Raw genomic sequence first — 5,757 nt, forward strand, 5'->3', positions numbered from 1 at the left:
TTGTAGATGTCATCCTCGGCCACAGCCTCGGCCGACCATTCGGCCACCGCCCGCGCCACGCGGGTCGCGTCGATATCAGTGACGATCAGCCGCGCGCCGTCCCCATGCAACAGCGTGCAAAGATGCCAGCCGACATTGCCCAGCCCCTGAACCGCGATCGTCATCCCGTCAAGAGCATCTGTGCCCAGTCGGTGCCGCGCTGCACGGCGGATGGCGTTGAAGACGCCGCGCGCGGTGACGGGCGAGGGGTCGCCTGATGCGAATGCGCCGTCGCCAAGGCCCGCGACATAGGCGGTTTCGGTTGCCAGCACCGCCATGTCCGCCGTGGTCATGCCCATATCCTCGGCCGTCCAGTAGCGCCCCGACTGCGATTGCACCGCCCGGCCCATGGCACGCAGCAATTCGGGTGTCTTGCTGCGCGTCGGGTCGCCAAGGATCACCGCCTTGCCACCGCCGAGCGGCAGATCGGCCGCCGCATTCTTGAAGGTCATCCCATGCGACAGCCGCAGCACGTCCTGCAGCGCCTCATCCTCGCTTCGGTAGACCCGCATTCTGAGGCCGCCTGCCGCGGGGCCAAGTGCGGTCGAATGCACCGCGATGAACCCGGTCAGCCCGGCCTCCCGGTCCTCCACGCGATACACCTCTTCGTGGGTTTCAGACGCGACCGGCGTGATTTGCATGAGATGCTCCCTGACTTCGCAATGACGGGATGATAGCAGCGTTCCGGCGCTGGTTTTCGTCATTATTCTCTTTTCAGATCGGGTGGATTGAAGATATTGGCTAAAAATGGCTTCAGTTAAGGGGAATTTCACTATGGACGCCACTGACCGCCGCATCCTTTCCGCCCTGCAACGCGATGGCCGTCTGTCGATCACCGACCTTGCTGCCGAGGTCGGGTTGTCGCAAACGCCCTGTGCCCGCAGGCTGGCGCGGCTTGAGGCGCTTGGCGTGATCGAAGGCTATGCGGCGCGGATCGATCAGGCGCGGCTGGGGCTGCCGGTGTCGATCTTCATCTGGGTAGAGCTGGAGACGCAGTCAAAGGACGCCATCGACGCATTCGAACGTGCGGTGAAGGGCTTCGACCGGGTGATGGAGTGCCATCTTATGACCGGGTCACGCGATATCCTGATGCGGGTGGTGGCCGCCGATCTGACCGATTTCGACCGGTTCCTGGAGGACAAGCTGATGCGGGTGCCGGGGATCCGCTCGATGCGGTCGTCCTTCGCGCTGCGGGCCATGGTCAAGCGGCAGGTGCTGCCTGTCGCCTGAGCATGATCAAGCGGCCCGCGCCCGTCCCGCCCGGCGCTGCCGCGCGGTGACAAGGATGTAGATCGCAAGGCTGCCGACGACGATGCCACCACCCGCGATCATCACCGGCGTCATCGCCTCACCCGTACCAGCCCAGACCCAGGCGGGGCCAAGCACGGTTTCCAGCAACATCAGCAGGCTGACATTGGCCGCATGGGTGTGGCGCGAGGCATGGGTGAGGGCGAGGAACGAGACGGGCAGGATCACCGCGCCGGTGATGGCAATGGCGGCAAGGTTGCCGGACAGGACACCGCCTTCCGGTGCTGCGGCCAGTCCGATCAGACCGGCCAGAAACGCTCCGGAGCCGATCAGCGGCAGGATCGGCAATTCGGGTGACCGTCGGATCAGCGTGAAGCCAAGCGCGAGCGTCGCCGCGACGGCCAATCCCGCCAGTGCACCGTAAAGCGACGCGAGGTTCAGCCCGAGCCCCATGCCCCCATCGCCGAACACCGCCAGCGCAATACCCGCCATGACCGCCGCCGTGGCGATCCATGTCCCCCGACTCGTCGTTTCCTTGGCAATCATCCGGGAAAAGATCGCGGCAAAGACCGGCATCGTGGCGACGCCGAAGAGGACGATTGCGACCGGTGCGACGGCGATCCCGAGGCTAAAGAATGCCGCATTCGCGCCGTGGCTGAGGACGATGCCGGCGGCAAGTGGGGTGAAAAGCGCGGGCAGCGCCGATTTCAGGCTTTTGCGGGCGGTGAACAGCCAGACCGTCACCAGCAGCGTTCCCATCAAGAGGCCGCGCCAGGCCAGCATGGAGAAACCGTCCATGCCCGACCAGCGCATCAGCAGCGTATCCGGCGTCAGGATCAGCGCGCCAAAAGCGGCAAGGCCAAGTCCGTAGAGAGGGTGTTTTGCCATATCCGTTTCCGACTTCCCCCATCGCTCATAGGCGGGGGCGTTGCTTCCGGCAATGCAGAACCGTTCGAATGCGCCTGAAACTCACGCGTCCTGTCATCCTTATGTCATCCTGTTGCGCTACTGCGCGTTCACGCGGATTTGTGTGCGACCGGATTGACGCAAGGACCGCCATGACCCCATTGTCCCGCCATTGAGGCAGAAAACAGAGCAGAAAAATGCCCCTCCAGACGTCCTACCACAGCTCCTTCGGGGGCTTTGATTTCCTTGGCTTGCGTAAATCGCCTGCCGGGGCTGTCGAGATCGTCTATGATGACGGTGTAAAGCGCCGATTGGTCTGGCGCGTCCAGAGCCAGGTGCGTGAAAGCCTGATCGATGAGGCGCTGCGGCGCGCGGTCGCTCAGCCGCGTGTGCTCTCGGCGATGTATACCGAGCTGAAGCGCCGTTCGATCGCGATCGAGGCGGTCGCGGTTTAAAGCCGGTATCAGTCCGGCAGGCAGATTGTCGCGCGCATGAAAGTGGCGGCGCGGCCGGTCAGTTTGACCCGGTCGCCCGCCAGACATCCCTCCAGATACCCGCCGCGCGGCGAGGCCTGAAAGGCCGAGAACGGGCGGGCTCCGAGTTTTGTGCTCCAGTAGGGGATCAGGGTTGAATGGGTCGATCCGGTTACCGGGTCTTCGTCAATTCCGGCAGCCGGGGCGAAATAGCGCGACACGAAATCGACCTGCTTTCCGTCATGGGTATGGCCGCCCGCCGCGGTGATGCAAAGGCCCTGCGGACCCAGCGTTTCGATGGCGGCGAGATCTGGCATATAGGTCAGCACGTCCTCGGCTGAGGGCAGTTCGACGAAGATGTTTTCAAAGTTCCGGCAGGCCGCGACCCAACCGCCGGGGAAGAGCGTTGCAAAGATCTCGGGTGTTTGCAGCGGGGTCGGGGACAGGGCGGGCAGGTCCATCCCGTAGCGGCCGTTGCCTTCGGGTGTCACGATCAGGGTGCCGACCTTGCGCGTGGACAGGCGGATAGGGTCGGTTGCGCCGTATTCAGTGGCAAGGATATGCGCCGAGGCGAGCGTGGCGTGACCGCAGAACGCAACCTCTTGCGCGGGCGTGAACCAGCGGATGGCATAACCTTCGGCATCGGGGATGACAAAGGCGGTTTCAGCAAGGTTGTTTTCCGCAGCAATCGCCTGCATCCCGGCTTCGGGCAGCCAGTCTTTCAGGATCAGGACAGCCGCAGGATTGCCCGCAAACACAGTATCCGTGAATGCATCGGCCTGGAACATCTTGAATTCACGCAATTTCCTCTGCCTCCAGATAAAAAGAGGCCGGGCTAAGCCCGGCCCAGGAAGAGGTTCCGCGGGGATGTGCGGAACCGGGACTTATCTCCAGAACGGGCGACCGATTTCCTGATCGCGGATCAGGGGATCAAGGCCGATATCACGCAGGTGGAAATCACTCAGATGCGACAGCGCGATGCGGCTGCGGCGGCGTGCCTGCCAATGCTTCACGACCTTTACCAGAGTGGCCGGGACAGCGGTCAGTACCTTGCGGCCAGCAGGGGCGGCGAGGGGACGCGGGGCGGCTTTGGTCATCATGGTCATGTTGCACCTTTTGTATTGATACAATAATCATCTTTCTGTAATGGTATGCGTACAATATGATGAGTCACTCATCCAGTGGATTATTGTCATGGGTACAATGTGGCAGCCTGACCTGACTCATCATGAGGGCCCAAAATATCTTGCCCTGACCCGCTCGCTGCGCGAGGCGGTCAGGGATGGCGATCTGCCCGAGGGAACCAAACTGCCCCCGGTGCGCGATCTGGCCTGGCGGCTGGGAATGACGCCCGGAACCGTGGCGCGGGCCTATCAGATCGCAACACAGGAAGGGCTGCTGGAAGCGGCCGTTGGCCGGGGCACATTCGTTGCCTCGAACAGACCGAAATTCGGGGCGTCTCAACCGCTTATGACCGAGCCGCGCTTGAGCCAGCGCGCCGGGCCGGACACTCAGACGGCGGTCGATCTGCGCACGCCGCAATTGCCCGATGTCGGGCAGGGTCAGGCCATCGCTGCGGCCTTTGCCGGGATCGGCGAAAGCGGCTGTGTCGACTATCTCGGCTATCCCGGTCTGCGCCGCGACAAACCGTTGCGCGAAGAGCTGGCGAACTGGCTGGCCGATCGTATCCTCGGGCCGATCTCGGCGGATGACATTGTATTGACGCATGGCGGGCAGAACGGAGTAAACCTCGCCTTGCAATGCTGCCTGAAGGGGGCCCGGCCGCAGGTCTTCTGCGAAGAGCTCTCATATCCCGGTTTCCGTCATGCCGCGCGTCTGAACCGGGCCGAGATTGTGCCCGTTGCCATCGACGAAGACGGCATGATCCCCGAGTCGCTTGATGCCGCCTGCCGCCGTCAGGATGCGCGCATCGTCTGTATCACCACGGATGCGCAGAACCCGACCACTGTAAAGATGCCCGCACAGCGCCGGGCCCGGATTGCCGAGGTTGCGCGGCGCCATGATATCCAGATTGTCGAGGATGACTGCTATTCGGTACAGACCGCGACCGAGCCCTCCTTGCGGGCGCTCGCGCCGGAACGGACCTGGCATGTGACGTCGATCTCAAAATCCCTTGCCGCCGGTCTGCGCTTTGGGGCCATCGTCTGTCCGACCGGTCTGGGCGAAGCGGGGCGGCTGGCCGCCCAGCATTCCTATTTCGGCCTCGCGCGGCCCGTGACTGACATCGTCTATCACATGCTGGCCACGGGCGAGGCGGCGCGGTTGCGCGACAAGGTGCAGGCGGTTTTTGCAAGGCGGCTGGAAATGACGCTGAATGTGCTCGGTGCCTTTGACCTTGGCTGGCAGAAGGGGCTGGCCTTTGTCTGGCTGCCGATGCCGCCGGGCTGGCGCGCTTCGACCTTCGCGCGCGAGGCGGAGGCGGCGGGCGTTATTGTGCGCTCGGCCGACGAATTCGCGCTGATTGAAAGCCATACGCCGAATGCAGTCCGCATCGCGCTGAATGGCGCATTGCCAGAGGCGGAGTTTTCCAGGGCGCTCGACACGATGGCGCGGCTTTTGCGCAACCCGCCGGGCGATCTGCCGGTCTGATGGTCGGCCGTCTCATTGAAACCGGGGCCTGTGTGGCCGAGGGCGCGGCATGGCTTGCCGCCCGGCACCCGGATTTCGCGCGATTGCTGGCAGAAACCGGCCCGTTGCCGCTGCGCCGCCGCCCCGACGGGTTCGCGGCCCTTCTGGATGCGATCATCGGCCAGCAGGTCTCCACTGCCTCGGCCGATGCGATCTGGTCGAAGCTGGAGGCGGCGGGGCTGGCGGATGAAGGTGCGATGCGGGCGGCAAGCGAAGACACGCTGCGCGCCTGCGGCTTCAGCCGTCAGAAAATCCGTTATGGCAAGGCGCTGGCCGAGGCACGGCTGGATTATGTCGCGTTGCGCCACCTGCCGGATCAAGACCTGATCAGGGCGCTGACAGCTTTGCCCGGCATCGGCCTCTGGACTGCCGAGGTCTATGCCATCATCTCGCTTGGCCGGGCGGATGTCTTCGCGCCGGGTGATCTTGCCCTGCAAGAAGC

Annotated in this window: 8 protein-coding genes; 4 read left to right on the top strand and 4 right to left on the bottom strand. The window is 63.9% G+C overall.

Annotated elements, in window-relative coordinates; genetic code table 11:
• Window positions 1-680, bottom strand: a 680-nt coding sequence (locus tag WBB85_RS05915) for a Glu/Leu/Phe/Val dehydrogenase dimerization domain-containing protein (protein ID WP_432637707.1), incomplete at its 3' end; no start/stop codon positions are given.
• A gap of 133 nt (window positions 681-813) precedes the next feature.
• Here WBB85_RS05915 and WBB85_RS05920 point away from each other — a divergent pair.
• The gene (locus WBB85_RS05920) at window positions 814-1,269 is read left to right on the top strand and encodes an Lrp/AsnC family transcriptional regulator (protein ID WP_432637708.1); all 456 of its coding nucleotides are present in this window, start codon (window positions 814-816) and stop codon (window positions 1,267-1,269) included.
• Window positions 1,270-1,275: 6 nt separating this feature from the next.
• Here WBB85_RS05920 and WBB85_RS05925 read toward each other — a convergent pair whose 3' ends face one another.
• Complete coding sequence (locus WBB85_RS05925; protein WP_432637709.1) at window positions 1,276-2,175, bottom strand: DMT family transporter; 900 nt, start codon at window positions 2,173-2,175, stop codon at window positions 1,276-1,278.
• 215 nt (window positions 2,176-2,390) lie between these two features.
• Between WBB85_RS05925 and WBB85_RS05930 the strand changes: the two genes are divergently transcribed.
• Window positions 2,391-2,648: a hypothetical protein gene (locus WBB85_RS05930; RefSeq protein WP_432637710.1), complete on the top strand. Its 258-nt coding sequence runs from the start codon at window positions 2,391-2,393 to the stop codon at window positions 2,646-2,648.
• Window positions 2,649-2,656: 8 nt separating this feature from the next.
• On the opposite strand, the gene WBB85_RS05935 is transcribed toward WBB85_RS05930, so the two are convergent.
• Together WBB85_RS05935 and WBB85_RS05940 are read right to left on the bottom strand one after the other, a co-directional pair.
• The gene (locus WBB85_RS05935) at window positions 2,657-3,469 is read right to left on the bottom strand and encodes a PhzF family phenazine biosynthesis protein (RefSeq protein WP_432637711.1); all 813 of its coding nucleotides are present in this window, start codon (window positions 3,467-3,469) and stop codon (window positions 2,657-2,659) included.
• 81 nt (window positions 3,470-3,550) lie between these two features.
• Window positions 3,551-3,772, bottom strand: coding sequence for a DUF1127 domain-containing protein (locus tag WBB85_RS05940; protein WP_432637712.1), 222 nt, complete (start codon window positions 3,770-3,772; stop codon window positions 3,551-3,553).
• An 88-nt stretch (window positions 3,773-3,860) separates the two neighbouring features.
• Between WBB85_RS05940 and WBB85_RS05945 the strand changes: the two genes are divergently transcribed.
• Together WBB85_RS05945 and WBB85_RS05950 are read left to right on the top strand one after the other, a co-directional pair.
• On the top strand, window positions 3,861-5,276 hold the full coding sequence (locus WBB85_RS05945) for a PLP-dependent aminotransferase family protein (RefSeq protein WP_432637713.1): 1,416 nt from the start codon (window positions 3,861-3,863) through the stop codon (window positions 5,274-5,276).
• The coding region (locus WBB85_RS05950; protein WP_432637714.1) for a DNA-3-methyladenine glycosylase family protein at window positions 5,276-5,757 on the top strand (482 nt) is incomplete at its 3' end. The genes WBB85_RS05945 and WBB85_RS05950, both read left to right, overlap by 1 nt.

Source organism: Albidovulum sp. (assembly GCF_049646345.1).
Taxonomy (GTDB): Bacteria; Pseudomonadota; Alphaproteobacteria; order Rhodobacterales; family Rhodobacteraceae; genus Albidovulum.

Coding starts and splice junctions, on each gene's coding strand:
- WBB85_RS05925 (WP_432637709.1), bottom strand. CDS start 2,175: ATGGCAAAACACCCTCTCTACGGACTTGGCCTTGCCGCTTTTGGCGCG.
- WBB85_RS05940 (WP_432637712.1), bottom strand. CDS start 3,772: ATGACCATGATGACCAAAGCCGCCCCGCGTCCCCTCGCCGCCCCTGCT.
- WBB85_RS05920 (WP_432637708.1), top strand. CDS start 814: ATGGACGCCACTGACCGCCGCATCCTTTCCGCCCTGCAACGCGATGGC.
- WBB85_RS05945 (WP_432637713.1), top strand. CDS start 3,861: ATGGGTACAATGTGGCAGCCTGACCTGACTCATCATGAGGGCCCAAAA.
- WBB85_RS05930 (WP_432637710.1), top strand. CDS start 2,391: ATGCCCCTCCAGACGTCCTACCACAGCTCCTTCGGGGGCTTTGATTTC.